19 protein-coding genes are annotated in these 25,190 nt (G+C 70.0%); 8 read left to right on the top strand and 11 right to left on the bottom strand.

The window, feature by feature from the left end:
* Positions 1–51 precede the first annotated feature (51 nt).
* From FHS22_RS06265 to FHS22_RS06245, 5 genes are all read right to left on the bottom strand, one after another.
* Positions 52–471, bottom strand: a complete 420-nt coding sequence (locus FHS22_RS06265) for a hypothetical protein (RefSeq protein ID WP_184939232.1) — start codon at positions 469–471, stop codon at positions 52–54.
* On the bottom strand, positions 461–7,819 hold the full coding sequence (locus tag FHS22_RS06260; protein WP_338047646.1) for a LamG-like jellyroll fold domain-containing protein: 7,359 nt from the start codon (positions 7,817–7,819) through the stop codon (positions 461–463). The genes FHS22_RS06265 and FHS22_RS06260 overlap by 11 nt, the downstream gene beginning before the upstream one ends.
* A 376-nt stretch (positions 7,820–8,195) precedes the next feature.
* A complete protein-coding gene (locus FHS22_RS06255; RefSeq protein ID WP_184939228.1) occupies positions 8,196–9,011 on the bottom strand; it encodes a crotonase/enoyl-CoA hydratase family protein in 816 nt (271 codons plus the stop codon).
* Between the two features lie 96 nt (positions 9,012–9,107).
* Complete coding sequence (locus FHS22_RS06250) at positions 9,108–9,764, bottom strand: class F sortase (protein ID WP_221473302.1); 657 nt, start codon at positions 9,762–9,764, stop codon at positions 9,108–9,110.
* Positions 9,765–9,771: 7 nt separating this feature from the next.
* On the bottom strand, positions 9,772–11,457 hold the full coding sequence (locus FHS22_RS06245) for a hypothetical protein (protein WP_184939226.1): 1,686 nt from the start codon (positions 11,455–11,457) through the stop codon (positions 9,772–9,774).
* 380 nt (positions 11,458–11,837) lie between these two features.
* On the opposite strand from FHS22_RS06245, the gene FHS22_RS06240 reads away from it, so the two are divergent.
* The 5 genes from FHS22_RS06240 to FHS22_RS06220 all read left to right on the top strand — a co-directional run bounded on the left by FHS22_RS06240 (position 11,838) and on the right by FHS22_RS06220 (position 18,169).
* Entirely contained in the window at positions 11,838–13,388 is a 1,551-nt protein-coding gene (locus FHS22_RS06240) for an acyl-CoA synthetase (RefSeq protein WP_184939225.1), read from the top strand.
* A gap of 121 nt (positions 13,389–13,509) precedes the next feature.
* On the top strand, positions 13,510–14,334 hold the full coding sequence (locus FHS22_RS06235; RefSeq protein WP_184939627.1) for a Zn-ribbon domain-containing OB-fold protein: 825 nt from the start codon (positions 13,510–13,512) through the stop codon (positions 14,332–14,334).
* A 9-nt stretch (positions 14,335–14,343) separates the two neighbouring features.
* A complete protein-coding gene (locus FHS22_RS06230; RefSeq protein ID WP_184939224.1) occupies positions 14,344–15,363 on the top strand; it encodes a thiolase domain-containing protein in 1,020 nt (339 codons plus the stop codon).
* Positions 15,364–15,366: 3 nt separating this feature from the next.
* Positions 15,367–16,515: a thiolase domain-containing protein gene (locus FHS22_RS06225; RefSeq protein WP_184939223.1), complete on the top strand. Its 1,149-nt coding sequence runs from the start codon at positions 15,367–15,369 to the stop codon at positions 16,513–16,515.
* Between the two features lie 55 nt (positions 16,516–16,570).
* Entirely contained in the window at positions 16,571–18,169 is a 1,599-nt protein-coding gene (locus FHS22_RS06220; RefSeq protein WP_184939221.1) for an acyl-CoA synthetase, read from the top strand.
* Here FHS22_RS06220 and FHS22_RS06215 read toward each other — a convergent pair whose 3' ends face one another.
* From FHS22_RS06215 to FHS22_RS06205, 3 genes are all read right to left on the bottom strand, one after another.
* The gene (locus tag FHS22_RS06215) at positions 18,170–18,562 is read right to left on the bottom strand and encodes a PIN domain-containing protein (protein WP_184939220.1); all 393 of its coding nucleotides are present in this window, start codon (positions 18,560–18,562) and stop codon (positions 18,170–18,172) included.
* Positions 18,559–18,813 carry a type II toxin-antitoxin system Phd/YefM family antitoxin gene (locus FHS22_RS06210; protein WP_184939219.1) on the bottom strand — a complete coding sequence of 85 codons (255 nt, stop codon included), beginning with the start codon at positions 18,811–18,813 and terminating at the stop codon, positions 18,559–18,561. The genes FHS22_RS06215 and FHS22_RS06210 overlap by 4 nt, the downstream gene beginning before the upstream one ends.
* Positions 18,814–19,030: 217 nt before the next feature.
* On the bottom strand, positions 19,031–19,576 hold the full coding sequence (locus FHS22_RS06205) for a DinB family protein (RefSeq protein WP_338047619.1): 546 nt from the start codon (positions 19,574–19,576) through the stop codon (positions 19,031–19,033).
* A 161-nt stretch (positions 19,577–19,737) separates the two neighbouring features.
* Here FHS22_RS06205 and FHS22_RS06200 point away from each other — a divergent pair, with 161 nt between their 5' ends.
* The 3 genes from FHS22_RS06200 (at position 19,738) to FHS22_RS06190 (ending at position 22,639) form a co-directional block, all read left to right on the top strand.
* Positions 19,738–20,304, top strand: coding sequence for a winged helix-turn-helix domain-containing protein (locus FHS22_RS06200; RefSeq protein ID WP_184939218.1), 567 nt, complete (start codon positions 19,738–19,740; stop codon positions 20,302–20,304).
* Positions 20,297–21,202, top strand: a complete 906-nt coding sequence (locus FHS22_RS06195; RefSeq protein WP_184939217.1) for an SRPBCC family protein — start codon at positions 20,297–20,299, stop codon at positions 21,200–21,202. The genes FHS22_RS06200 and FHS22_RS06195 overlap by 8 nt, the downstream gene beginning before the upstream one ends.
* A 279-nt stretch (positions 21,203–21,481) precedes the next feature.
* The gene (locus FHS22_RS06190) at positions 21,482–22,639 is read left to right on the top strand and encodes a GDSL-type esterase/lipase family protein (RefSeq protein WP_184939216.1); all 1,158 of its coding nucleotides are present in this window, start codon (positions 21,482–21,484) and stop codon (positions 22,637–22,639) included.
* Positions 22,640–22,708: 69 nt separating this feature from the next.
* On the opposite strand, the gene FHS22_RS06185 is transcribed toward FHS22_RS06190, so the two are convergent.
* The 3 genes from FHS22_RS06185 to FHS22_RS06175 all read right to left on the bottom strand — a co-directional run bounded on the left by FHS22_RS06185 (position 22,709) and on the right by FHS22_RS06175 (position 25,134).
* A complete protein-coding gene (locus FHS22_RS06185) occupies positions 22,709–23,386 on the bottom strand; it encodes a LysE family translocator (protein ID WP_184939215.1) in 678 nt (225 codons plus the stop codon).
* A gap of 104 nt (positions 23,387–23,490) precedes the next feature.
* Entirely contained in the window at positions 23,491–23,988 is a 498-nt protein-coding gene (locus FHS22_RS06180; RefSeq protein WP_260407714.1) for a VOC family protein, read from the bottom strand.
* A gap of 195 nt (positions 23,989–24,183) precedes the next feature.
* A complete protein-coding gene (locus FHS22_RS06175; protein WP_184939214.1) occupies positions 24,184–25,134 on the bottom strand; it encodes a LysR family transcriptional regulator in 951 nt (316 codons plus the stop codon).
* Positions 25,135–25,190 lie beyond the last annotated feature (56 nt).

The following is a 25,190-nucleotide window of genomic DNA, read 5'->3' as shown; positions in this document are numbered from 1 at the left end:
AAGAAGAAGCTGAGCAGTTACTACAAATAACCTTGAAGTGGCCATCGGCGGCTAATGTTCGACAGACACTTCCACCTCCTTCCCATAAGGAGAATCTCTCAACGTGGCAACCAGCACTTGGCCACTGAATTCCTTTTTCATTACGAAATCAGCATAGTAGGAAGCCATTTCTCCCTTAGGGAGCAACTCCCAACGATCCACCTTCATGCTTTCGGAAATTTCAACAAGCGACCCAGCATCTTTAGCTAGATAGACAATGACCGACGGACCGTCAAATGAATCACAGCCTGAGAATTCTCCATACGTTGCACCCCACTCTCTTTGAAATGAATTTTCGGTTGCCTCCCGTATCATGGCAAAATTCTTCTTCGCATCAGATTCGCATGCAGCAGCACATCCTCCAGAAGCAACTATTGCCACAGCGACAACCGGCAGCATCTTAACGAAGCAAGAAAACCTCTTATACCCCACGCCACACCACCCTTCCCCCCTGCCAGATTTCCCAAATCTTGGTAGTATTATTTTTTACCACCTTCGCAAAATCATCATTATCATACTTTCTGTGTGCTATGCCCCAGAGGTGGTTCACCAGATGAGAGATCCCCTGGCCGATCGGTGCCGACCAGTACTCCCAAAGAAGGTCGGACTTATTGTCACGTGCATATCTTAAAGATACCTCATTATTTAGCTGATCACGCACACTGTCATGTTGCATACTTTTCCCAGTTCCAGCTTCGTGAGCTTCGGCAACATCCCTCGCAACCCTCTCTCCTGTCACTATCGCCATCGCCACCATCCAAGTGAAATGGCGGACGGCATTCTCTCTATTGCTGTCATTATTTATCTTTGACGCAAGAGTCATGGAATGTGCAGATATCAAAGCCACCTGGCCACAGACAACCAGCCCATGCTTTCCACATACGCCGACCGTCCTCAACCATTGAAGCCAATCATTATCGTCCTTGCTTTTCGGGGGGGCGGCGATCCGCTTCCTGCTGTTTTTTCCCGCGCACGCCACACACCGTGCCGCACGAGCACCTCCGTCAGAAGTACTCCCCGTAGACCTATTGCCCTGATTTAGTTCTTCATTAATCCTCTTGAGGGTTGACCAATTCTTGGCCAGCTGTGCGTCGCTTTTATATATGCTATACATGGCCAGATAGGCATCGCGGACCTCATGAGACTCGCTCCAATAACCCTTCGGCGCTTCGCGGCCATTCACCATATAATTAATTCTTCTCGCTTCCTCCTCGTCGATTAAGGGCTGCCGTTCCAGATACTCCGGGGACTGGACATATGCGCTCCACCATTGTGCGTGGACGTCGGTCTCGTGGCATATGCCGTCAATGCCACAGACGGATCCCGCGGTGCCGTCGTTGATCGGGTTGATGGTTTCGTGGCCGGTGGGGTCGGTTCCGGTCAGCGGGGAGGCGTTGCCGTAGGTGTAGCGGTTGGCCTGGACCGACGGGTTGGGGTCGAGGGTCCAGTCGTCGCGGGAGGTGAAGGCACCGGTGCCGGGCTGGTACCAGCGGGCGTGCATGTTGACCTTGCCGGTGTCCGGGTCGGTGTACTCGCCCTGATAGCCGAGGGAGCGTTTGGTGCCGGAGGTGTGGGTGACCTGGCCGAACGGGTCGTAGGCGGTGGAGTCGACCAGGGCGGTGCCGGTGAAGGTACCGACCACGTCGCCGTGCAGGTCGTTCATCACCGCCAGGGCGGGGCTGTCGCCTTCGTGCATGCTGAGCAGCCCGCCTGCGACATCGCGGCCGTACCTGGCCTGGATGGCGCCGGAGCCGTCAGCGATGACGCTGATGTCATTGCTCAGGCCGGAGTAGGTGAACCGCTGCTGGCTGATGCCCTTGGTGCGCGAGGTCATCCGGCCCAGGGCGTCGTAGCCGTAGCTGGTCTCGCCGTCGGTGATGAGCCGGTCGAAGGCGTCGAAGACGAGGTTCTTGGTGGTGCCATCCTTGGTCTCGGTGGCCAGGGTGCCGCGCGGGCTGTAGGTGTAGTCGACGCCGCCACCCGAGGTCAGGCGGTTGCGCTCGTCGTAGGTGAAGGTCTGATCGCCGGCCTTGATGCGGTTACCGGAGTCGTCCCAGGCGTAGTCGACGGTCTTGTTGTCGGGGCCGGTCCAGGAGGTCAGGCGTCCGGCGTGGTCGTAGCCGTAGCTGTTGCTGCCGGCGCCTGCCGTACCGGAGGTGGTCTTGGAGGTGAGGTTGTCGTCCTTGTCCCACCCGTAGACGATCTTCGCCAGCTCTGCGCCGCTGCTGCTGGTCAGCGTCTGGGAGACAGGGCGGTCGATGGCGTCATAGGTGAAGGACTGGGCGTTGACAGGGTTGGCGGAGGTCTGGCTGGTGAGCCGGTCGGCGTTGTCGTAGCCGTAGGTGAAGGTGCGGCCGGTGACCGGGTCGGTGGCGGTCTTCAGGCGGCTGGCGTTGTCCCAGGTGAAGGTCGATGTTCCGGTGGGGTCGACGCGCTGGGTCGGGTTGCCCAGGGCGTCGTAGCTGTAGGCGGCGACCTGAGCGGTGGCCTTGGTCAGCTTGGTCAAAAGGCCCCGGTCGTTGTATTCGAGGCCGTAGTCGCCGATCGCACTCGGCCTACCGGCCGCATCGTAGGTGTAGCTGCGCTCGGGCGTCTCGACCGCGGCGCCAGTACCGGTCTCCTTGGTCATGCGGCCGAGGTGGTCGAAGGTCCGGTCGATGCGGACCCCGCCCGGCTGCAGGGTGGAGACGTTGTTGCCGGCCGCGTCGTACACCTGCGTCCAGGTGCGGTCGGCGGCCTCCGGGTGCGCGGCCGTGACGGGTTCGATGACGGATTCGGCCAGGCCGAGGCTGTTGTAGCTGGTCCAGGTGGCGTGGCCGCGACCGTCGGTCAGGCGGGTGCGTGCGCCGGTGGCGTCGTAGCCGAACGTGGTCGTGATCGACTTATCCGCGGAGACGGGCTCGATCAGTGAGGTCATCCGGCCCAGGGCGTCGAACTCCCGCCGGGTGACGTGGCCCTCGGCCGAGGTGGTGCGGGTGGGATTGCCGGCCGGGTCGTAGCCGAAGCCGAAACTGCGCACGACCGCGCCGGTGCCATCCAGGTCCTTGGCGGCGATCTTCCGGCCGGCCAGGTCGTAGGTGGCCTCGGTGGCGTTGCCCAGGGCGTCGGTGACCTTCGACTCCCGGCCGAAGGGGTCGTAGGCGAGGGTGGTGGTGTTGTTGTTGGGGTCGGTGACCGCCGTGACCTGCCCGGCGGCGTTGACCGTGTAGCGGGTGGTCTTGCTGCCCGGCGCGACGCTCTGGGTGAGGTTGCCCGCGGTGTCGTAGGTCAGCTTGGTGGTCAGCGCCGCAGTGGTCGGCTTGCGCTCGATCACGGTCTGGGTGATCGTGCGGCCGAGGTCGTCGTAGGTGGCCTCGCTGCGGGCGCCGGTCGGGTCGATCACGGCGAGCTGCTCGCCCAGCAGGTCGAACTCCGCCACCCGCACCCCGCCCGGACCCGACGGGCCCGGTTCGGTCATTCGGACCGGACGGCCCAGCGCGTCGTACTCGGTCGTGGTCACATACCCGCGCGGGTCGGTGACACTGGTCTGGCGACCGGCCGCGTCATAGCCGACGCTGGTCTTCGGCGTGATGGCCTGGCCGCCCGGCGGCGTGTAGGCCGGGGCGGTGGTCGACGTCAGCCGGCCCGCCTTGTCGAAGGCCGAGGTGACGGTGCGGCCCTCGGCATCGGTCGCGTGGGTCTGCAGCCCGGCGGTGTCATAGCCGAAGCGCACCGTAGGAGTGCCGTCGGCGGCCGAACCGTTCTTCTCGATCTTCACCTTCGGCGCCGTGGCCTCCACCAGCCGGCCCAGCGCGTCGTAGCGCATCGTGGTGGTGAAGTCCGAAGCCGTAGCGCCGTCGGCATTGCCACGGGGGTCGGTCTGCTTGACCAGCAGACCGCGCTCGTCGTAGGTCCAGGTGGACACCAGATCCGTGTCACCGTTCTCCACGGTCTGCCGGGTCGTCTGCCCGGCTGCGTTGTAGGCGTATTCGACCGACTCGCTCCGGTCGCCGCCCGCGCCGGTGGACGTCTTCTTGGTGACGTTGTTGCCGTTGTCGTAGGTGAAGGCCGTGGTGCGCTTGAGCCCTGCGGGGTCGAATGTGGTGGAGGTCAGGCGACTGGCCGCGTCGTAGACGTTGTCGGTGCGCACCTTGCCGCCGCCGCTCACCTGGCGGGTGAGGTTGCCGGCCGCGTCGTAGGTGTTGGCCTCCATCACCACGTCCGCTGCCGTGGTGGAGCCGTTCAGCCGCACGTCGTCGGCGATCACCTGGGAGAGAAGGTTGTCGGCGAAGTAGGTGTAGGAGGTCTTGCGGCCCATCGCGTCGACCTGGGTGGCCAGGCGGCCTCCCGGGTCGTAGGCACGTGACTCCAGCACCACGTCCCTGGCCGCCTGCGGCGCGACCGGGCTGCCGGTCCAGTTCTTCAGCGTCGTGGAGGTCAGCTCGCCGCGCTTGGTGTAGGCGTAGGTGACGACCGTACCCATCGGATCCGTCGACGAGGTCCGGGCACCCGTGGCGTCCCAGCTCGTACGGCTCACGCCGCCTTCGGGGTCGGTCACCGTCTCGACCCGGCCGGCCGTGTCGTAGGTGTAGGTGACCTTCCGCTCCGCATCACCGCCGGTCAGGTCGGCGACGGTCTCGGTGAGCTTGTTGCCATCGGCGTCATAGGTGAAGCGCGTCTGAGCGGTGTGCACCACACCTGTGACCTCGTTCTTCACCCCGGGAGCGGTACCGGTCAGCAACCGGCCCAGGCTGTCGTAGGCGAACCGGGTGCTCACCCCGTCCGGATGCGCGGCCGAGATCTCCGTGCGCGAGATCACCCGGCCCAGCGGATCGCGCTCGTACCTGATCTTCAGACCGGACCGGGTGGTCTCTTCGGCCAGGTCACCGTCGGCGGTGTAGCGGTAGGTTTCTTCCTCGCCCAGCGGATGGTGGCGCAGCTTCACCAGCCCCGCCGGGGTGGTGCCGCCGCCGACAGCGGGTTCGCTGCCGGTGGTGTACTCATACGCGATCCCCCACCACTCCCCGCCGACGCTCTTGGGCCAGGTCTCCAGGGTCAGCTGGCCCTTGTCGTCGTACCACCAGCGCTTGGAGTACGTGTCGTCCATAAAACTTGCCGAACGCGCGTCCAGGTGGGCCCGTATCTGGTCATTGCGCGGGTCGAACGGTTTGTCGAGGTGCTCCTCGTAGTTGAACCACTCCCAGAAGCAGGTTGAAGCGTCCCGGCATCGGTTACGGCCGATCAGGTTGCCGCGCTTGTCATTGATCATCGTGGTGGCGTTGCCGTTGCGGTCGACGACCTTCGACAGGAACCCACCGGTGTCGTACTCGTACGTCGTGCTCTTGCCGAGCTGGTCGGTCTCGGAGATGATCCGGTACCCGCGCCAGGCGTCGTGCACATACGTCAGCGTGCCGTTCTTCGGGTCGGTGACGACGACCGTCGATCTGCCCGTCGACGCGTCGTACTGCGGTGCGCCGATCTTCCAGACGCCGCCGTGGGCGTCGGTGTGGCCGGCGATCCGGTCGGTCGCCGCGTCGTAGGCGTTGCTCGCCCAGACCCGGCCCGACGGCAGCGTGATCTTCGTGAGCTTGTACGGCACCGCCGCCCGCGCCGCATAGTGGCCCTGCACCTCCGCAGCCGTCAGCGGCTTGGCGTACAGCGCCACCTCGTCGATCTGCCCGTTGAACGGGAACGCGCCCGAGGCCGGGGCCGACGGCCAGGTGCCGGAGATCGTGCCGGTGCCGACCACAGCGGTGTTCGGCCAGCCGGTGGCCGGGGTGCCGGTCAGCACGCCCGCCTGCTGGCCGTCCAGGAACATCTTCTGCTCGGTCCCGGTCAGCGTGAGCACCACGTGGTGCCAGGTGCCGTCGTTGACCACACCGGCAGAGGTGATCGGCGCGATCGGCGTCGAGCCCTGGACCCTGCGCAGCTGGCCGCGCAATTTGCCGTCATTACCCACATACAGCAGGCCAGCACCACTGCCGACCGACAGCACGGTGCCCGGTGAGGTGGTCTTGAACCAGGTCTCGAACGACGCGGCGCCCTGCAGCCGGGCCAGGCTGTCGGGCGGGAGCGTCAGCTTGCCGCCACCGCTGAACTTCGCCGAGGTGTCTGCGGTGCCCGCCAGCGCGCCCGGCTGGGCCAGCGTCGCCGAGCGGTAGGTCGCCGCGCCCGTTCCCCAGCCGGAGTCGGCCGCCGTGGTGCCGCTGGTCTCGTTCAGCCGCCAGTAGCCCAGCGCGTCCGAGTCCAGCACCCCGCTGCGGTACAGCGAGCCGTCGCCGTAGGCGATGGCGGTGCAGTTCGGCGCCGCCACCGGCGCGCACACCCCGGTCAGCTGGTCACCCTGGTAGTGATACGTCCACGTCAGCGCCTTGCCGTCCACCGGCGGGGTGGAGACCGACGCCACGTGCGCCCCGTCCCAGGTGAAGGTCAGGAACCGGCCGTCCGATCCGCCGACCTTGCTCAGCCTGCCGTCGGCCGCGTGCTCCAGCTCCACGCTCCGGCCATACAGGTCGGTGATCTTCGTCAACCGGCCCTGGGCGTCGAACAGGTAGACGGTGGAGGACTTGTCCATCAGCTTCCACCCGCCGCCGGACACCTCGGCGAGCGTGGCGTACATCCCCGGCGGCGGTTGGAAGCTGCCGTCGCCGTTGGCGGCGAAGCGCACCTGGCGCCCGTCGGGGTAGGTCACCAGCAGCGTGTTCACCGTCCCGGCCGTCTCGGTGCGGATCTTCATGTCGAACCGGGTCGACCAGCCCGCACCGAACAGCCCGTCCTTGCGCGGGTCCATGCTGTTGTAGGAGCGCACGATCGACAGCGGCGGCCCGGCACTGGCCACCGTCGCGTCCGTGGACGTCGTGGTGTAGTTTCCCGCGACCTGCCCGAACTCCTGACCGTCCACCCCGCGTGTGGCCAACTGCGAGGTGATCGCGGGCTGACGCACCCCGGTGGTGAAGCTGTGCACCGGCGAGGTGGTGGACAGGCCGTTGCCGGTGTCCTTGACCGTCACCGTCCACCAGTACTGCTTGCTCCACGCCAGCTTCTTGGCCTCCGGAACCCGCCAGTCGTTGACGTCGTTGCCGAGCTCACCGGAGGAGGAACAACCGTCTCCGGACATCGCCTCCGTGTCACACACCTTGAAGGTGTAACGGAGCGCGTAGCCGCCCTGGGTGCTGTAGGCACCCGCTACCAGCAACGGGGTGCGGGAGTCCACCAGCATGTGGGGCGTCGGGAATATTTCGTACAGCGCCGGAGGCGTCGGGGTGGGAATGGGAGGCGGAGGAGGAGAGCCGGTGTCACACCAGCCCATATCCGCCCAGCGTGAGTCATCACCGGGACGGACGTAGGGCATCACATCCTGCTGCGCCTGCCACAGCTTCGGCGCTGCCGACCGTCCGTTGGAGACGACGACGCTCCCGGCGTAGTAGCGCCGGGTCTCGTCGTAGGCCGGGAAATCCGAGCAGTACGGTCCCGCCGCCGAGAACGCGGCAGTGCCGGCGGCCTCACTGCTCTCAGCCTGCGGCTTCGACGTATCGCCGCTTTTCAAGGTGGCGGGCATGCGCTTCTCGGTGAAACGATCCTCAGCCTTCAGCGCCCCCTTGCGCTGCCGGGGATCCTGCTCGAAGTCCTTGGCCTTCACCGGGGTCGTCGTCGCCGCGGAGTCGACCAGCGGTGCAAGGCCGTTCGCCGAACCGGACAACTGGTCGGGCGTGTCCGGCGGCGGGGCCGATGCCTGCGGGGCCGAACCTGTGACAGCGGTCGCGGGAAGCGCCGGAAGCGCCAGCAGGCCCGGCAACATCACCGCTGCCAATGCCGCGGCCATTCCTGCCCTGCGGCCAGCCGAACGCGACCACGACGAACTCCGGCGCATACGCCGTCACCCTCCGAACCAGCCAGCGCGGCGGCCGACGCCACCGCGCTACCCCCCCGCCGGTTCCTTCAGGTAGAGACAGGCTCGACGGTTCGGAGTGATCAACACAGCAAACGATCAGAAGGTACACATAGGCTACATTCCTCCACAAGACCTATATAAAGGAAGAATAAGTCACAGTAAGTGACTATTCGGGAAATCGGGATTTTCCGATAATCTGTTACTCAGAGTAAGAAGGTGGGTGGGGCGAGGCTGTCGGGAGTGTGCAGGTGTGAGGGGCGGGCCTTCACATCCGGCAGAAGAGGGCTTACTCGCCCCGGTAGACGGCCGGGCGCTTCTCCCTGAAGGCGCGGGAGCCCTCCTTGGCGTCCTCGGAGCCGATCACCGGCCAGCCGATGGCGTCGGAGACCTTCAGTGCCTCGGGCTCGGGCAGGCCCACGGTCTCGCGGTAGGTGCGCAGGATCGCCTGTACGGCCAGCGGCCCGCACTCGGCGATCTGGGCGGCGATCTCCAGGGCGGTGGTGAGGGCCTGGCCGTCCGGGACGACCCGGTTGACCAGGCCCATGGCCAGCGCCTCCTGCGCGCTGACGGACCGGCCGGTCAGCAGCAGGTCCATGGCGAAGGCGTAGGGGATCTGGCGGGGGAGCCGGATCGCCGAGCCGCCCATCGGGAAGAGCGCGCGGCGCGCCTCGAACAGGCCGAGGGTGGCCGACTCGGCGACCACGCGCAGGTCGGTGCCGACGAGCAGCTCGGTGCCCCCGGCCACGGCGTAGCCCTCGACCGCGCAGACGATCGGCTTGCTCGGCAGCGCGTCCGGGTCGCGGAGCAGGCCCTTCCAGTGGAAGTCGGGGATCTGCGCGGCGCGCTCCCGGACGCGGGCGTCGGCCGAGGGGGTGCCCATGGCCTTCAGGTCGGCGCCCGCGCAGAAGGTGCCGTCGGCGCCGGTCAGCACGGCGACGCGGACCTCCGGCTCGGCGGAGACGTAGGCCCACGCCTCGGCCAGGCCGATGAGCATGTCCGAGGAGAGGGCGTTCTTCGCCTCGGGCCGGTCCATGGTGACGACGACGACGTGGCCGTCGCGCTCGATCCGGCAGTGCGGCGTACTGATCGGCAGCAGTTCCACGGACGACCTCCGCTGTTTTAGACAAGCGCTTGTTAGGTCATCCTAGATCCGGTACGGCTCACGCCGCCAGACGGACGCGGTACCGGGCCCTACGGCTCACGCCGCCAGATGGGCGTAGACGATGACGTTGTCCTCGTAGTGCCCGGTCGCCGGGTCGAAGGCGCCGCCGCAGGTGACCAGCCGCAGCTCGGGCACGCCGGTCTCGCCGTACACCTTGGCGGTCGGGAACTCGTCCTTGTCGACCCGCTCCACCCCGTCCACGGTGAAGGCGGCCACCTTGCCGTCCTCGCGCTTCACCTTGATGGTGTCGCCCCGCTTCAGGGCGTGCGCCCGGGAGAAGACCGCCGGCTCGCCGTACGCGTCCACGTGCCCGAGGAGCACGGCCGGGCCCTTCTCGCCCGGCGTGGCGCGGTGCCGGTACCAGCCGACCAGCTCCGGCCGCTCCAGCGGGGGGACCTCGACGGTCCGGTCGGAGTTCAGGCCCACCGGGTCGATCGGCGCGCCCTTCACCCCGATGGCCGGGATGTCCAGGCGGACCGGCTCCGACTCCGGCATCGCCTTGGCGGGGACCACGGCGAAGGACGGCTTGCCCTGACCCGAGGCGCCCGCGGAGACGTCCCCGGAGACGGCGGGGGCGTCGGCGGCGGACCCGTCCGACAGCGCGGATCCTGCGGCGAGGACGCCGCAGAAGACGGCCAGGGCCGCCCCGGTGGTGAGGGCGATGCGGCTTACGGATGCTGTACGGCCGGGCATGACCGGGTCAGCTCTCCCGGCCGCGGCGGCCGTACAGCGCCAGACCGGATCCGCCGGCGAGCAGGACGCCGCCGAGGGCCAGGACGCCGGAGCCGGAGGGGGTCCCGAAACCGAAGGGCCGTGCGAGGCCGCCGCCGGTCTGCGCGCCGCCCCGGGGGGTGAGGTCGCCGCTGGGCCGGACCGGCGCCTTGACGGTCAGCCGGGCCGCCGCCTTCTGGCCGGAGGGCAGCTTGGCGGTGAACCAGTAGGCGCCGGGCGCGGTGCTGGAGGGGACGTGCAGCCGCGTGCCGCCCACGCCGTTCCGGTCGATCTTGACCGTGAACGGCCTGCCGCCCGGGTCGAGGATGGTGACCCGGGTGCCCGGGGCCACGAACCTGGTGGAGACGACGGCGGTGAAGTCGCCGCCGGCCGTGATCGTGTGCGGGTTCAGCGCGAGGGCGAGCCTGGGGGCCGGGGCGGGCTTCGGGGGAGCGACGACGGTCAGCTTCTCGGAGTCGTGCAGGCCGCTGCCGGGCAGGTAGGCCACGACCTTGTAGGCGCCGGGGTCGGCGTCCTTCGGCACGGTCAGCATGATCCGCCCGGTGCCCCAGCGGTCGAGCTGGGCGGGGTAGCGCCTGCCGCTGGGGTCCTCGACGGTGATCACGGTGCCGGGCTCGATGTTCCTGGACGTGACACCGGCGTAGAAGCTCTGCCCGGGCCGGACCGTACGCGGCTCCAGCTCCAGGTCCAGGCTGCTGACGGGGACCGGCTTGACGACGGGCCTGGCCTTGATGAACAGGCGGGTCTGCGCGGTGCCGACGACCCTCTCGCCGAGCAGGATCTCGACGGTGACCGGGTACTCGCCGGGCTTGAGGTGGTCGGCGGTCACGGCGGTGCCGGTGGCCTTGCCGCCGGACAGCGTGACGGGCTGCGCGCCGGAGAACGCGGGGGAGCTGATCCGGGCGCCGGTGGCGCGCGCGTCGGCGGTGACCCTGTAGCCGGCCTTCTCGCCGGCGTGGACGGTGCCCGGGGTCACGGTGACGGAGGGGGCGGCGAACGGCGCCTCCTCGACGGGTGCGGCCGTGATGTTCAGGTGCGTCTCGGCCGAGCCGAGGAACCTCTCGCCGAGGAAGATCTCGACGGTGACCGGATACCGGCCGGGCTTGACGTCGTCCCGGGTCACGGCGGTGCCGACGGCCTTGCCGCCGTACAACGTGACGGGGTGCACGCCGGAGAACGCGGGGGAGCTGATCCGGGCGCCGGTGGCGCGGGTCTCGTGGGCGGCGACCTCGTAGCCGACCTTCTCGCCGGAGTGGGCGGTCTTCGAGGTGAGCTCGAAGGACCGCACCCCCTTGAGCGGAGCCTCATCCGCCTCGGGCTTGAGCTCGGGCTTGGTCTCCGCCTCGGGCTTGGCCTCGGGCTTGAGCTCCGCCTCGGGCTTGGCCTCGGGCTTGGCCTCGGGCTTGAGCTCCGCCTCGGGCTTGAGCTTGGGCTCCGCCTCGGGCCCGGGCTCCGGCTCGGTCTCGGCAAGGGTCTCGGCCGGGGCCTCGGACCCCGCTCCGGTGTCGGGTGCGCCGCCGTCGTTCCGGACCTCGGGCGCGGTGGCCGAGAAGCCGGCCACCGTCTCCTCGGTGTCGTCGGCGAGCGCCGGTGAGGCGGTCAGCACGGCGAGGCCGAGGGCGCCGGCGGCGGCCAGGGACTTGGTGAAACGCATGATCTTCCCCCAGAGAGGAGACAGCGGAGGGCCAACACGAGCCCAACTCGGGAACGCTGTCTCACGTAGCAATCCTGACTTAGCAAAGCCGTGGTTTAGGACATTTAGCTACATTCGTGACGAAACTTGACTTTTTTCTTACTCTTCATGAGCTATGCGTAACGGCCGCGACGCCGATGGTGATGAGAAGGTAAAGCCGCTACCTGCGATTCTCTCTGTAATCAAGCGCTTGCTCGGTAGCACCTCCCGGGGTTAGTCTGCCCCTGCGAACGAGAACGGGTTCCCGTTCGACACCTTCCGCGCTGCCGGAGTCCTGTCGCGTTTCGAGGGGCGTGCCTCACTCCGGCGGCCCGGCCCTTTCGAGCTGAAGGGATCTTCCGATGGGCACGCTCGGTTTCTGGCGGCTGGCGCAGGCGGATCCGGACTGGATCGCCGCCGTGGACCCGGACGGCACCGAACACCGGGCGGGTGACCTGCTCGCCCGGGCCAACCGCCTCGTACACGCCCTGCGCGGCCTCGGCCTGCGGCCCGGCGACGGCATCAGCGGCCTGGTCCCCAACGGCGCCGACGGCCTTGTGCTCTACCTGGCCGCCCTGCAGGCCGGGTGGTACTACACGCCGATCAACTGGCACCTCACCGGCCCGGAGATCGGCTACATCGTCGCCGACAGCGAGGCCAAGGCGTTCTTCCTGGACCGGCGGCACGCGGAGGAGGGGCTGCGCGGCGTCGCGGAGTCGGGCATCTCCGCCGACCGCGTCTTCGCGTTCGGCCGGGTGGACGGCGTGCGCCCCGTCTCGGAGCTGACCGAGGGGTGGCCGGACACCCTCCCGGAGGACCGTACGGCCGGAGCCACCATGCACTACACCTCCGGCACCACCGGCAGGCCCAAGGGCGTGCGCCGCCCGCTCAACGGCCTGGATCCCGACGACGCGGCCGAGCTGATGACGTTCCTGCTCGCCATGTTCGGCATCACGCCGGGCAAGGAGAACGCCCACCTGATCACCTCGCCGAACTACCACACCGCCGTCACCCAGTTCGGCGGTACGGCCCTGCACATGGGCCACACCCTCGTCTACATGGACAAGTGGGACGCCGAAGAGCTTCTCCGGCTCTGCGCGAAGTACCGGGTCACCAACTCCCACATGGTCCCCACCCACTTCAAGCGCCTGCTCGCCCTCCCCGACGACGTCAAGCGCAGGTACGACCTCTCCTCGCTGAAGTGGATGATCCACGCCGCCGCCCCCTGCCCGGTCCCGGTCAAGTGGGCGATGTTCGAGTGGTGGGGCGACTGCATCTACGAGTACTACGCGGCGACCGAGGGCGGCGGCACGCTCGCCACCCCCGAGGGCTGGAAGAAGCACCCCGGCACCGTCGGCACCGCCTGGCCGATCAGCGAGCTGCTCATCGTGGACGAGGAGCTCCAGCCCGTCCCCACCGGCACCCCCGGCACGATCTACATGAAGATGGCCGGCGCCACCTTCGAGTACAAGGGCGACCGGGCCAAGACCGAGGAGAACCGGCTCAAGGACCACTTCACCGTCGGCGACATCGGCTACCTCGACGCGGAGGGCTTCCTCTTTCTCTGCGACCGCAAGGCCGACATGATCATCTCGGGTGGGGTCAACATCTACCCGGCCGAGATCGAGAACGAGCTGATGGTCCACCCGAAGATCGCCGACGTGGCGGTGTTCGGCATCCCGGACGAGGAGTGGGGCGAGCAGATCAAGGCCGTGGTCGAGCCCGCCCCCGGGGTGGAGCCCTCGCCCGAGCTGGCCGCGGAGATCCTCGACTCGCTCAAGGGCCGCCTGGCGAAGATGAAGTGGCCGCGGTCCGTCGACTTCATCGGGGAGATGCCGCGCGAGCCCAACGGCAAGCTCCTCAAACGCAAGCTCCGCGACCCCTACTGGGAGGGCCACGACCGTGCCATCTGACGCGACAGCCGCGGGTACGACAGCCGCCGGCGCGGCCGCCGTACCGGAGGGAGAGGCCAGGAGCCTGGTCGCCGGACACGTCCTGGAGTTCCCCGGCGGCTACACCCGCACGACCGGGCCGGTGATCGGGCGCTTCCTCACCGAGCTGCGGGACGGGCGCATCGTCGGGGTCCGCACGGCCGGCGGCCGTACGCTCGTCCCCCCTCTGGAGTACGACCCGGACACCGGGGAGGCGGTCACCGGCGAGTTCGCCGAGGTCGGCCCGGCCGGGACGGTCGAGAGCTGGTCCTGGGTGAGCGAGCCCCGCCCCGCCCACCCGCTGGAGCGCCCGTTCGCCTGGGCGCTGATCCGGCTGGACGGCGCGGACACCGCGCTGGTCCACGCGGTCGACGCGGGCGACGCCCGGGCCATGCGCCAGGGCTTGCGCGTCCGCCCCCGCTGGAAGGCCGCGCGCACCGGGCACATCACCGACATCGAGAGCTTCGTCCCCGAGGTCACGAGGATCGTCTCCCCGGTCCGCACCGAGTACCGCGTCAGACCCGGCAAGGCGCTCGCCCGCTTCCTCGACGGCGTCGCGCGCGGGGTGTTCATCGGCTGCCGGTGCGGCTCCTGCGGCAAGGTCTACGTGCCCTACCGCCTGTCGTGCCCGGAGTGCGGAGTCGCGATCACCGAGGAGGTCGAGGTCCCGGACACCGGCACGATCACCACCTTCGCGATCAACAACCTCCCCGACCCGCGGGCCCCCGAGGTCCCGTTCGTCTCGGCCTACATCCTCCTCGACGGCTCCGACATCCCGATGATCGCCCTGGTCGGCGGCGTCCCCGCGCACGAGGTGCGGCAGGGCATGCGGGTGCGCGCCGTCTGGGTCCCCGAGGAGGAGCGGACCGCGTCCATGTCCAACATCAAGTGGTTCGCCCCCACCGGCGAGCCCGACGCAGAGCTGTAGGAGCAGCCGATGAGAGACGTGGCCGTCGTGGCCTTCGCGCAGACCCGGCACAGCGCGACCGACGAGGGGCTCGGCGAGTCCGAGCTGATCCTGCCGGTGCTCGACGAGGTCAGAGACGCCTCGGGACTGCGCACGTTCGGCTTCACCTGCTCGGGGAGCTGCGACTACCTCGCCGGGGCGCCGTTCTCGTTCGTCTCCGCGCTCGACGCGCTCGGCGCCTGGCCGCCGATCTCCGAGAGCCACGTGGAGATGGACGCCGCCTGGGCGCTCTACGAGGCGTGGGTACGGCTCCAGCACGGAGACGTCGACACGGCGCTGGTCTACGGCTTCGGCAAGTCCTCCCAGGGGGACCTGCGGGAGATCATGACCCTCCAGCTCGACCCCTACTACCTGGCGCCGCTCGGCCTGGACCAGGTCTCCTACGCCGCCCTGCAGGCCTCGGCGAGGGGGGCGGACCGGGCCGAGCTCGACGAGATCGTACGGCGCAGCCGCGCCGCCGGCCGGGACAACCCCTGCGCCCTCGACCTGCCGGATCCCGAAGGCGACGGCTACGAGGTCCAGCCGCTGAGGCCGTACGACGTCGCGCCGATGACCGACGGCGCCGCCGCGGTGGTGCTGGCCGCCGGGGACCTGGCACGGGAGCTGTGCGAGCGCCCCGCCTGGATCACCGGCATCGCCCACCGCATAGAACCCCACTATCTGGGAATGAGAGACCTCGCCCGGTCGGCCTCCGCCGCCGAAGCCGCACGTGCGGCGGGGGTCGGCAAGGGTCATGTCGACGTGGCCGAACTGCACGCCCAGTTCAGCCACGAGGAGGTCATCCTCCGCGAGGCGCTGGAACTGCCCGCCTCCACCGCGGTCAACCCGAGCGGCGGCCCGCTGGCCGCCAATCCCGTCATGGCGACCGGCCTCATCCGGATCGGCGAGGCGGCCCGGCGGATCACCGACGGCACCGCGAGCCGCGCCGTCGGGCACGCCGCCAGCGGCCCCTGCCTGCAGCACAACCTCGTGACCGTGATGGAGGCGTGAGCCATGGGTAACCGCTGTGCGGTCATCGGGGTGGGGCAGACGCACTACACGACCAAGCGCCGGGACGTCTCCATCGCCGGGCTGGTCCGCGAGGCCGCCGCCCGCGCGCTGGAGGACGCCGGGCTGGCCTGGAAGGACATCGACGCCGTCGTCATCGGCAAGGCGCCCGACCTGTTCGAGGGCGTGATGATGCCGGAGGCGTACCTCGCCGACGCGCTCGGCGCCGCGGGCAAGCCGATGATGCGCGTGCACACCGCGGGCTCGGTCGGCGGCTCCACCGCGCTGGTCGGGGCCTCCCTCGTCCAGGGCGGCGTGCACGACCGGGTGCTGGTGGTCGCCTTCGAGAAGCAGTCGGAGTCCAACGCCACCTGGGCGCTGTCCACGCACCTGCCGTTCAGCGCCTCGCTGGTGGTCGGCGCGGGCGGCTACTTCGCCCCGCACATCCGCGAGTACATGCGCAGGTCGGGGGCGCCGGAGCACATCGGCACGCTGGTCGCCGTCAAGGACCGGCTCAACGCCCTGAAGAACCCCTACGCCCACCTGAGGATCCCCGGCATCAGCCGGCAGATGGTCGAGTCGACCCCGATGCTCTGGGAGCCGATCCGCTACCTGGAGACCTGCCCGTCCAGCGACGGCGCGTGCGCGATGGTCCTGTCCTCGGAGAAGGCCGTCACCGGGACCCCGGCCTGGGTGCTGGGCACGGCGATGCGCTCCGAGCCCATCTTCCGCGCCGGGCGCGACACGGTGAACCCCCAGGGCGGCAAGGACTGCGCGGCGGACGTCTACCGGCAGGCCGGCATCACCGACCCGCGCCGGGAGATCGACGTGGCCGAGGTCTACGTGCCGTTCTCCTGGTACGAGCCGATGTGGCTGGAGAACCTCGGGTTCGCCGCCGAGGGGGAGGGCTGGAAGCTCACCGAGTCGGGGGCCACCGCCCTGGACGGCGACATCCCGTGGAACGCCTCCGGCGGCGTGCTCTCCAGCAACCCGATCGGCGCCTCCGGGCTGATCCGGTTCGCCGAGGCGGCGCTCCAGGTCCGGGGGATGGCGGGCGAGCACCAGGTGGACGGGGCCCGGCGGGCCCTCGGGCACGCCTACGGGGGAGGCGCGCAGTTCTTCGCGATGTGGATGGTCGGCAGCGACAAACCGTAGAACCCCTCCGGCGCCCGGAGCGTCCGGAGCCCCCTTGCGAGACAGGAGTCCCCCGATGGAGTTCAACCACGCAGATCTGTTCGAAGGGCTCGCGGACGCGATCGGGGACCGCGTCGCCGTCGTCTGCGGCGAGCACCGCGTGACCTACGCGGAGCTGGACGCCCACGCCAACCGGCTCGCCCACCACCTCGCGGCGCACGGCGTCGGGCCGGGCGACCATGTCGGCATCCACCTCTACAACGGCGTCGAGTACATCGCCGGGATGCTGGCGGCGCTCAAGCTCCGGGCCGTGCCGGTCAACGTCAACTACCGCTACGTCGAGGCCGAGCTGCTCTACCTCTACCAGGACTCCGACATCGCGGCACTGATCTTCGACGTGGAGTTCGACGACCGGGTGGCGGCGGTCGCGCCGCAGGCCCCCGAGCTGCGGCACCTGATCGCGGTGGGCGGGCCGTCGAAGGTCGCCGGGGCGGTGCCGTACACCGAGGCGCTGGCCGGGCAGCCGGAGACGCGCGGGTTCCCCGAGCGGTCGGGCGACGACCTCTACATCATCTACACCGGCGGCACCACCGGCATGCCCAAGGGCGTGATGTGGCGGACCGAGGACCTCTTCTTCGCCTTCGGCGGCGGGAACCCGTACGGAGACCCGCTCCCGAGCCCCGAGGCGGTCGTCGAGCAGGCACGGAACTCCGGACCGCTGATCATGCTGGCGGCGGCCCCGCTGATGCACGGCGCGTCCCAGATGAGCACCTTCATCACCTGGTGGATGGGGGGCACCATGGTCTACGTCCGCAAGTTCGGCGCGGCCGAGGTGCTGCGGGCGATCGAGCGGGAGAAGGCCTTCACGATCAACGTCATCGGTGACGCGATGGCCCGCCCGATCGCCGAGGAACTGGCCGCCGGCTCCTACGACGTCTCGTCGCTGGGCGTGCTCAGCTCCGCCGGAGCGATCCTGACCGGCGCGGTCCGCGACCGACTCCAGGAGCTGCTGCCGAACACCATGATCCTGGACAACTTCGGCTCCACCGAGTCCGGCTACACCGCCTCCGCCGTCCCCGGCTCCACGCCGGAGTCGGGCTCGCGATTCCAGCCCAACGCCGCCTCCGGCCTGGTGGTGCTCAACGGGACCCTGGAGCAGGTCAAACCCGGGTCCGGCGAGGTGGGCACGGTCGCCAAGAGCGGCCGGATGCCGCTGGGCTACTACAAGGACGAGGACAAGACCCGGCGCACCTTCGTGACCGACGCGGCCGGAACCCGCTGGCTGCTCACCGGCGACATGGCCACGGTCGAGGAGGACGGCGCGATCGCGGTCCTCGGCCGCGGCGCGGCCTGCATCAACACCGGCGGCGAGAAGGTCTACCCCGAGGAGGTCGAGGCGGTCCTCAAGGGTCATCCGGCGGTCTTCGACGCGGTCGTCACCGGTGTGCCCGACGAGCGCTGGGGCAGCAAGGTGGCCGCGGTGGTCGAGCCGCGCCCCGGCACGTCCCCGTCGCCGGAGGAGCTGGAGGCGCACTGCCGTACGAAGCTGTCCGGCTACAAGATCCCCCGGGCCTTCGCCTTCGTCGGCGAGATGGTCCGCTCCCCGGCCGGCAAGGCCGACTACCGCTGGGCCCGCGAGACCGTCCAGGCCGCCTCGGGCTCCGGAGCGGAATGATCACAGCTTGATGATCTCAACGCCGGGCATGCCGTCGTAGTCGGCGTCCTGGGTCACCACAGGGATGCCGTAGGTGAGGGCGGTCGCCGCTATCCAGCTGTCGTTGATCGGCGCTTTACGGCCTGCCGCTCGCAACCGGGAGACGAGGAGCGCCCACGCCTCGGAAACGGCCTCGTCCACCGGTAGTGGTTCGAAGCGCTGGGCCAGTTGGTAGGTCGACAACCGCCGGGCGGCTGATTCGGGGTCCCGTGCCTGCAACACGCCCAGGCGCAGTTCGCCCAGGGTGATCGCCGACACGCCCCATTCGTAGCCGGAGAACCGTTCACTGTCGAACCGGGCGGCCTCCAGACCTATGAAGACGGATGTGTCGGCCAGGGCACGCCGAGGAGTCACCATGGCAGATCGTCGGTCGTTCCGGACAGCGTCTCACGTAGTTCCGCATCCCATCCGGTGGTGTCCGGGCCGAGACGGACGAGTTCCCCTCCGATCTCGGCGGCGGACAGCCAGCGGCTCCGGCGTGGGAAGGGAATGATCTTCGCTACCGGACGATTGTCGCGCAGGACCTCGATCTCTTCCCCTGCCTCGACGCGCCGAAGTACTTCGGCGGTGTTGTTGCGCAGCTCGCGCGCCGGAATTGCTGTCATGGACCAATCGTAGAACTCTTGCTACGACTGTAGCAATGGCGTGTATGGAAACGGAGAGCGGTCACGCCATCGGGGCCCGGCGAACGCCGCGGTGCCGTCGATCCCGTCCAGGATCCAGCGCCGTGAACCCCGCCCGTGCTCGCCGGTCTCCTCGCTCGGGAACACGTTCCGCGGTCGGGCCTCCATCGGCGCACAGCGGACTTCGTGCTCCACCACTTCAGTACCCGGTGGAGCCGTCGATCCGTTCCCGGAGCAGGTCGGCGTGGCCGTTGTGCCGGGCGTACTCGGCGATGAGCTTGACCAGGATGACCCGGAGCGAGATCGGCCGCCCGTCCGACCGCTGGACGCCCGTCTGGTCCAGTGAGGAGGCGGCGGCGACGATCTCACGGGAGCGCTCGCACTCGGCGTGCCACACCGCCAGCGCCTGCGAGACGTCGCCGCCCAGGGACTCGAAGTCCTGGTCGGGGTCGTCGTCGGAGTAGTAGAGCAGCGGCAGGTCCTCGCCGGCGAACTGCAGCCGGAACCACCACCGCTCCACCCCGGCCAGGTGGCGGAGCAGGCCGTGCAGGCTCAGGCCCGAGGGCGGGACGCCCTTCTCGGAGAGCCGCTCCGCCGGGACGCCCGAGCACTTGAGCTCGAAGGTCCGGCGGTGCCAGTCGAGGAAGGCGGTCAGCACCTCGCGCTCGTCGCCGACGAGGGGGAGCGCGGGCCGGGCGCCGGCGTCCATGGGCCGGGAGTAGTTCTCCGCTGGGATCTCGGTCACGGCGCAAGCCTGCCAGGAGGCACCGACAGATCGCCTCGACCTCGGGGCGCGGGCCGAGCGGCTGGGATCCGCCCGGCCGCAGGTCCGGGCTGATCGGCTCCTTCCGGCCGCCGCGCCACCCATTGACAAAACTGCTTTTTATGAAAAAGACTGTTTTTGAGATGAGAGACGTCCTGTACCTGGAAGAGATCGAGCAGGCCGAGGCCCTGCTCAAGCCGCAGCGCATCGAGGTGCTGCGGTGTCTGGCCGAGCCCCGCACCTGCACCGAGGTCGCCGCGCTGCTCGGCCAGACACCGCAGCGGGTCTACTACCACGTCAAGCGCCTGGTCGAGGCGGGGCTGGCCGAGCAGGTGGCCGAGCGCAGGGTGCGCGGCATCAACGAGGGCATCTACCGGGCCGGGGCACGCTCCTACTGGCTCTCGCCCCGCCTGGTCGGCCGGATCGGCCTGCGCCGGGCGCGGGACGAGCTGAGCCTGGGCTACCTGCTGGACCTCGTGGAGGAGGTCCAGGCCGACATCGCCGCGCTCGACCGGAGCAGGCCGGAGCTGCCCTCGATCGGGGTCTCCGGCCGGATCCGGGTGCCGCCGGAGCAGCGCCAGCAGTTCCTCGGCGAGCTGCGGACCGTGCTGCAGGACCTCTTCACCCGCTACGGCGGCGCCGAAGGAGACGCGTTCAAGCTCGCCGTGGCCTGTTATCCCGACGACCCAGAGGGAGAGTCCGATGAGTGAACCGATGATGATCCGCATCCGCGCGGGCGCGCCGGCCAAGGCCGTGTACCACGCGCTGACCGACCCCGAGGCGATGCGCGTCTGGCTGGACGAGCACGCCGAGGTGGACCTGCCGCACCGCTACGCCTTCTGGGGCCCGCACACCATCGAGGGCGACGCGCCCCGTCAGCGCCTGCTCCACGCCGACGACCGCACGCTGCGCTTCGCGTGGCCGCTCGGCGGCGAGGAGAGCGTCGTCGAGATCCGGCTGGAGGAGCGGGGGCCGGAGGAGACCGAGCTGACGCTGACGCAGACCGGCATCCCCTCCTTCGCGGAGCTGGTGGCCGAGACCGGCGCCCTGAGCCTGGCGCACACCTTCTGGGCGGTGGCGGTCGCCAACCTCGTCGACTACGTCGAGGGCCGGGAACCCACGCCGAAGTGCGATTTCACCTCTCCGGTGATGCGCGCGGAGGTGTTCGTCGGGGCCCCGCCGCAGGCGGTGTACGACTCGATCGTCGATCCCGGGACGTTCGCCAGGTGGTTCGGGGCGAAGGTCGAGATCGAGCCGCACGTCGGCGGGCGCTGGGCCATGGGGAGCTTCGAGACGGAGCCGTCCCCCGCCAGGATCACCGAGCTGGAGCCCGGGCGCAGGATGACCCTGCTGTGGGAGGAGGGCCTGGTCGCCTCCTGGGAGCTGGAGGAGTCCGACGGCGGGACGCGGCTCACCCTCGTCCAGAGCGGCTTCGACGAGGACCGCCCGCCGTACGGCGCGTGGATGGGCTGGCTCAGCGGCATCGCCGAGCTGCGCCGCTTCCACGAGCTGCGCCCCTGGCGCCCGATCTGGCTGGCGGTCCACGTGGAGGGGATGCCCCAGGGGCTCCTCACCATCGAGGAGAACGCGCGGGCCGCGGAGGGCTGAGAGTTCGCCCGGCCCACGCGGGGAGCCGCGCCTCACCAGGTGGGGCGCGGCTTCCCGGTTCGTGAACGGCCCCGGCGCACGCGGCCGGTTCCGGCGCGGCCGAGACCCGTGGAACCGGCTGGGCGCCGCCTCTTCCGGTGCGGGAAATATCCCTTTATAGGTGCTGTAGATGTTTTAAGGGCACTATCGACGTTTTAAGGGAGGCTGTGCGAGCATTTCAGCACGATCATGGTCGCCGGCGTCTGGTTTCAGGCGCCCGCCCGGAAATGGAGTGGGCAGATGGCTGGGGAGCACACCCTTGACGCGGAAGGGCTGGCGGGGCTCCTCGCCGGCGCCGTCGACGCGGAGCCGACGCCCGAGGGCGTCATCCCCCTCAGGCTGGCCCGGCGGAGCAGGGGGCAGGAGCCCACCCACTCCGCCATGTGGGTCGCCTCCGCCGCCGCCGGGGTGCACCTGCGGATGCTGACCGGGGCCTCCCGGATCACGCTGGCAGTCAAGATCACCCGCGCCCTCCCCGAGGGACTCGACTCCCGGGAGCACCCGGCGAGCTTCGTCGCGGTCGCCGGCGGCGAGGCCGTCTGCCGCGCCGACGTGGACGAGGGGGACGTCGTCCGGCTGGTGGACGACGGGATGCGGGTCGAGGCCGGGGAGGCGTCGGCCGTACGGCTCGACCTCGGGGAGCCGGAGGGCGGGCAGGAGCGTGTGGTGGAGATCTGGCTGCCGCACACCGCCCAGGTCGAGCTCCGGAGCGTGACCTCCGACGCCCCGCTCACCCCGGCGCCGTCCCGGGCCACGCACTGGCTCCACTACGGCAGCTCGATCAGCCACTGCCTGGAGGCGGACGGCCCGCTCGGCCCCTGGCCGCAGACCGCCGCCCGCAACCTGGGCCTGAGGCTGACCAGCATGGGACTGGCCGGGAACGCCATGCTCGACCCCTTCGCCGCCCGGACCATCAGGGACATCGAGGCCGACGTCATCTCCCTCAAGGTCGGCATCAACATCGTCAACGCCGACAGCATGCGCGCCCGCACCTTCATGCCCGCCGTCCACGGGTTCCTCGACACCGTCCGGGACGGCCACCCGGACACCCCGATCGTCCTCGTCTCGGCCGTCGCCTGCCCCATCCACGAGGACACGCCCGGGCCGACGGTCCACGACGGGACCCGGTTCCGCGCGGCCCTGCGGAGCCTCGACTCCGACCCCGGGGCGCTCACCCTCGGCATGACCCGGCGCCTGCTGGAGCAGGTCGCCGCCGAGCGCGCGGCGACGGACCCCCGCCTGTACTTCGTCGACGGGCTGGAACTGCTCGGGCCGTCGGACGCCGGGCGGCTCTACGACGACCTCCACCCGGACCAGAAGGGCTACGACCTGATGGCCGGGCGCTTCACCGCGCTCGTCCGCGGACGGCCGGACCTGGCCGCGGCCTTCGGCCTGTGACGGCTCGCCCCGGCTCCGCGGGCGCCCCGCCGCGAGCCGGGGACGCCGGGTCCGGGGGCGGGCCGCTCCTCAGGCCCCGGCCGCGGCGCCGGAGGCCGGCATGGCACCGCCGGACGCGGTGTGTTCGCCGGTGAGCGCGGCGGCGGCGCCCAGGCCGAGGTAGACGACGCCGCTGGCGACGTCCAGCCGGCGGCGGGCGCGGGCGGAGCGGCGCAGGCGGCCGGCCAGGGCGGAGGCGAGCAGGGCGAAGGCGCCGTCGCTGGCCATGCCGAGGACGATCCAGATCACGCCGAGCAGCACGATCTGCGGGGCGATCGGGCCGGCGCCCGGGTCGGCGAACTGGGGGAGGAAGGCCAGGAAGAAGATCGCGGTCTTCGGGTTCAGCACGTTCACCGCGAAACCCTCCCAGAACATCCGGGTACGGCTCGCGACCGGCGGCTCGGCGGCCTCGGCCCCGTTCCGTCCGTGCATCAGCTTGCGGACGCCCAGCCAGACCAGGTAGGCGGCGCCGAGGTACTTGACGACCGTGAACGCGGTCGCCGAGGCGGCGAGCAGGGCGCTGATGCCGAGCGCGGCGGCGGCCACGTGGACCACGGAGCCGAGGTGGATGCCGAGGACCGAGACGAGCCCCGCGCTCCTGCCCTGGGCGACGCTGCGGGTCACGATGTAGACGACCGCGGGGCCCGGCACGAGCAGCAGGGCCAGGGTCGCGGCGGAGAAGAGGACGAGGGTCGCGAGATCCGGCATACGGGGATCGTAGACACGGCGGCCCCCGGGCCGCCTCGGATTTTCGGCGGACGCCCGTCCTCGCGGGGCCGGGTTCCGGCGCCCGGGCGGCTTCGGAGGCGTCCTCAGACGCGCCAGGGCATGTGCTGGAGGGTCCAGGTGTTGCCGTCCGGGTCGGCGAAGTGGGCGTACAGGACACCGCCCAGGTCCTCGACCGGACCCACGTCCGCGCCGCGCTCGATGAGCGCCGCGCGGGCCTGCTCGATGTCGCTCACCACCAGGTGCAGGCCGCGCAGCGTGCCGGCCGGCATGTCGAGCGACGGGACGCCCTCGGCCAGAGTGATCGAGCAGGCGGAGCCCGGCGGGGTGAGCTGGACGATCCGCACGCCGTCCGCGGGCCGTACGTCGACGTCCACGTGGAAGCCGAGGCGGTCGGCGTAGAAGGCCCTGGCCCGGTCGATGTCCGTGACGGGCACCGGGACGAGTTCGAGGAGGAACGCGCCGGGCGGGACGGGAGGCGCGGCGGGGTCGGCCGGGACGTCGGCGGCGTCGGCGGGGATCTCGGTCTGCGTGGGCCGGATGTCGGTCATCGCGGTTCGCCCTTCCAGGTCGTCGGCGGCCATGTTCATAACCTTATGGTTTTGTAACCAGTTGGTTTTTATCGCGGCCGGTTCGGCCCTGTCAAGACTCCGGAATCCCGTGCACGGCGGCTCTCCGGGCGCGTCGGGGCCCTCCGGGCGGCACCGTCCGGCGACATCGCGGAGGCCGCCGGAACCGCCTCCCGGGAACGCCCGATCGGCGCGGACGGGAGGAAGCGCTCAGGCCACCGCCATGAGGGCGGACAGCAGGGCGGCGGTGGCGGGCGGGTCGGGGGGCTCGCCGTAGACGGCGGCGTAGACGTGGCGGGTCGAGCCGGCGATCTCGACCGTGTCGACACCGGGGTGGCGGTGGGCCTGCAGCGCGAGGCCGGGCAGGGCGGTCACCCCCATCCCGGCGGCGACCAGGGCCTGGACGGCCACGATGTCGTCGCTGGTGAAGGCGATCCTCGGCTCGAATCCGCGCTGCGCGCACAGGTCGAGCAGGTGGCTCCGGCACCGGTCGCAGCCGGCGATCCACCGGGCGTCGCGGTGGGAGAGCAGGGCGTCCTCCGGCTCCCCGGCGGCGGGGGCGCCCCCCGCTTCCCCGGACCGCCGGGCGGCGGGGTCCCCGGCGGGCTCCGCGCCGGGCGGGGGAGCGGCCGTCCCCGCGGTGACCAGGTGACTGGGGTCGTCCAGCAGGTGGACGAGGCGGATGCCGTTCTCCTCCGGGGCGGTGTCGTCGTAGCGGAAGATGACGGCCGCGTCCACGTAACCCGCGCGGAGCATGCGCAGGGCCTCCGGCGGCTCGGTCTCGGTCAGGCCCAGCTCCAGGCCGGGGTGCTCGCGGGCGAGCAGCGCCGCGGCCCCCGGCACGAACGTGCCCAGGGCCGAGGGGAAGGCGGCCAGCCGTACCCGGCCCGCGCGCAGGCCCACATGGGCGGAGAGCTCGGCGGAGGCGGAGTCGACGCGGCCGATGATCTCGGTGGCCCGCTCGGCCAGGAGCCGCCCCGCCTCGGTCAGCCGGATGCCCCGGCCCACCCGCTGGATGAGCCTGGCTCCGGTCTCGGCCTCCAGCTTGGCGAGGTGGTGGCTGACCGAGGGCTGCGAGTAGTGCAGCTCCCTGGCGGCCCTGGTGACCGAGCCGTGCCGGGCGACGGCGGCGAGCACGCGGAGCCGCACGATGTCGAGCATGTATCAACATTATCTATCGATCATCAGAAAGATAGGCATTGGACCTTATATATCGG

Source organism: Thiemannella venezuelensis (genome assembly GCF_014203605.1).
Lineage (GTDB): Bacteria > Actinomycetota > Actinomycetes > Streptosporangiales > Streptosporangiaceae > Planomonospora_A > Planomonospora_A venezuelensis.
The sequence above is the reverse complement of the archived record's forward strand: the minus strand, read 5'-3'. Positions and strand labels throughout refer to the sequence as shown.